Below are 3,622 nucleotides of genomic sequence, written 5' to 3' on the forward strand. Positions count from 1 at the left end.
GGCAAGCCCGTCCGCGAGTACGAGCCCTTCTTCAGCCGCACCCACCGCTTCGAGTTCGGTGTGAAGACCGGCGTCAGCCCCGTCCTGTTCTACGACCCGCTCGGGCGGATCGTCGCCACCCTGCATCCGAACCACACCTACCAGAAGGTGACGTTCGACCCCTGGCAGCAAACCACCTGGGATCCCAACGACACCGTCATGCACGATCCACGCACCGATAAGGACATCACCGGCTACGTCGCCGGGTACTTCGCCAACCTGCCGACGGGCCCAAACGTGCCGTCCTGGCAGACCTGGCACGCCCAGCGCGAGGCCGGGGCGCTCGGCACCGCAGAGCAAGCCGCGGCAGCCAAGGCAAAGCTGCACGCCGACACCCCGACAACCGTGCACATCGATGTCCTCGGCCGGCCCTTTCTGACCGTCACCGACAACGGCCCCGACCCGGCGCAGTCCGGTCAGCATCTGCTCCTCTCGAGCAGGGTCGAGCTCGACATCGAAGGCAACCAGCGCACCGTACGCGACGCCGACGTCCAGGCCGACGACCCGTTCGGCCGGATCGTCATGCGCTACGCCTACGACCTACTCGGCCACCGCATTCACCAGCACAGCATGGAAGCGGGCGCCCGGTGGATGCTCAACGACGCCGTCGGCAAGCCCCTGCGCACCTGGGACGGGCGCGGCCACAGCTTCCGCACCGGCTACGACCCGCTCCGCCGGATTCTGAGGTCATACGTCACCGGCGCCGACCCTTCGAACCCGGGCAAGGAGGTGCTCACCGAGCGCCGGGTGTACGGCGAACAGCATCCGGACGCGGAAGCACGCAACTTGCGCGGCGCCCTCCACCTGCACCTCGACCAGGCCGGCGCCGCCGTCACCGAGACCCGTGACGCCAAGGGCAACCCGCTCCGCACGTCGAGAAGGTTGACCGAAGGCACCCGCTACCGCTCGGTCGTGGACTGGCAAACCGTCGACGCCGACCACCTCGCCCTCCCAGCGGCAGCCACGGCTGCCTTCACCCCGGCCGCGCTCGAAACCGCCCTCGCCCCCACTCTCGAAGCTGACAACTACACCAGCCTCACCACCTACGACGCGCTCGACCGCCCCGTCACGGTGACCACCCCACACACCCCCTTGATGCGGGCCAGCGTGATTCGGCCCGGCTACAACGAGGCGAACCTGCTGGAACGGGTCGACGTCAACCTGCGGGGCGTCACCGCGAACGGCGAAGCGGTCTGGACGCCATTCATCGACAACATCGACTACGACGCCAAGGGGCGACGCCTGCGGATCGACCACGGCAACAACGCGAGCACGACCTACGCATACGATCCGCTCACCTTCCGGCTGATCCACCTCCTGACCACGCGCACGGCTGCAAAGTTCCCCGCCGACGACCCGCAGCCGCCGCTCTCGGCCTGGCCAGGCCGACAGATCCAGAACCTGCACTACACCCACGACCCGATCGGCAACATTACGCGCATCCAGGACGACGCACAGCAGCAGGTCTTCTTCGCCAACCGACGCATCGAGCCCAGCTCCGAGTACACCTACGACCCGCTCTACAGGCTCACCGAGGCCACCGGCCGCGAACACCTCAGCCAGAGCGGCGCAGCTATCCCGCACTCCCCCGACGACGCCCTCCGCTCACGCCTGCCCCACCCCGGCGACGGCGGCGCCATGGGCACCTACACCGAACGGTACGAGTACGACGCCGCTGGCAACATCCTGACCATGCGGCACATCACCGCGAACCCGACACACCCCGGCTGGACCCGCAGCTACCACCACACCGAAACCAGCCTGCTGGAGGACGGCACCGCCGGGACAGCCAGCAAGACCAGCAACCGACTCAGTGACACCGTCCTCAGCGACGGCGACCAGCCCGCTCCCGCCGAGCGCTACCGCTACGACGCCCACGGCAACATGACCCGCCTGCCGCACCTCGGCGGCACCGACCCCGACTCCAACCTCCACTGGGACCACCACGACCAGTTGCAACGCACCGACCTGGGCGGCGGCACGGCGTACTACGTCTACGACGCCGCCGGACAGCGCGTACGCAAGATCTGGGAGAAGTCGCCCGGCCTGGTGGAGGAACGGATCTACCTGGGCGGCTTCGAGATCTACCGCCGCCGGCAGGGCAACGAACGCCTGGAACGCGAGACCCTGCACGTGATGGACGGCGACCGCTGCATCGCCCTGGTCGAGACCCGCACCCTCGACACCGCCGGCACCGACACAGCCACGCCCCAGCTGACCCGCTACCAGTACGGCAACCACCTCGGTTCCGCCGCCCTCGAACTCGACGACCAGGCCCGGATCATCTCCTACGAGGAATACACCCCGTACGGAAGCACCTCCTACCAGGCCGTCAGCAGCCAGACGGAAACACCGAAGCGATACCGCTACACAGGCAAGGAACGCGACGAGGAGACGGGGCTCAGCTATCACGGCGCGCGGTACTACGCGTCGTGGCTGGGACGCTGGACGAGCTGTGATCCGGCCGGCCCAGTTGACGGGCCGAACCTCTATTGCTTCGTGCGGGGAAACCCGATCGCTCTCAGCGATCCTGGTGGCGAGATGTCGCAAGCGGCTCAGGCCGAGTACGAGAAGGATCGCCATCAATCTGGTCGGATGACACCTGACGAGATCGGCGACGTGTACAAGCAGGTCGATGATGTGCCGCAAGACCTGGGATCGAAGCAACGACCTTCGGCCAGCACGGCGCTTCAGCAACAACGTCGCCTAAGTCAAGGTCGGGCGCAACGTGCACAAACTAAAGCGCCGGCGATCGTTGGAAAGGCTGAGAAATTCGAAGCAGCCAAGGCCGGTGCCCGAAATTGGGCGCTCGACCGAGTAGTCGAAGGGATCGGCCACGGCACGTCACTCCCCGGAGCCAAATACATTGCGCGCTGGGCGCTTACACCCTTGCGAGCCAACACACCGGTAGCGTTCCCAACGACGCTGCAGGAGCACGAGCTCAAAGAGAACTACCAGGCGATGCAGACGACACTGACCGTGACGGAGAGCGCAGTGATCGTGGTAGCACCGGTGGTCGCGGAGAGCGCCCTCGCGACGCAGGTGCCAGCTGCCGCGGAAGCGGCTGTCGTGGAGTCCAGTACTGCGGAAGCGGCCATCGTGGAGCAAGGCACCCCTGCGTCGCCCAGCGTAAGGCCCGATGTCCCTACGGAAGCGATCATTCCGATTGATCAGGTCGGAACCCGCTCAGGAAAAGCGTTCGCCCCAAAGGTTAACAACGCGCCCGGCGCCTATCGAGGCGTGACGCCAAAAATGCGGGAAAAAGCCCAAGAGGTAGGTGAGCGCTGGCAAGGCCCAGGCGATTACGACGTGGGTCACCGCACCCCACTGTCACAGGTTCCTCCCGGAGAGCGAGTCCGACTCAGAGCGGAGATTATGAGATCGAATCGAAGCGAAGGTGACGCCATCGCTCAATCGAACGAAATGCGTCGGAAGGTAGGCCTATACACCCGCAAGTAACGAACAGCAGTCAGCATCCTCTCCGACTCAAACCCCTTTTCTGGAGAAACGGCATGAACAGAATCACTGCACCGCTACGACCAGGTGACACTGGCGAAGCCGTGGCCGATCTGCAGGAAGCGCT

1 protein-coding gene is annotated in these 3,622 nt (G+C 65.8%); it reads left to right on the forward strand.

Annotation, left to right across the window (positions count from 1 at the left end; genetic code table 11):
• On the forward strand, positions 1–3,498 hold a 3,498-nt coding region (locus AB0O00_RS32715), incomplete at its 5' end, for an RHS repeat-associated core domain-containing protein (RefSeq protein WP_363657995.1).
• Positions 3,499–3,622: the final 124 nt, after the last annotated feature.

This window comes from Kitasatospora sp. NPDC093558, from assembly GCF_040683475.1.
Taxonomy (GTDB): domain Bacteria; phylum Actinomycetota; class Actinomycetes; order Streptomycetales; family Streptomycetaceae; genus Kitasatospora.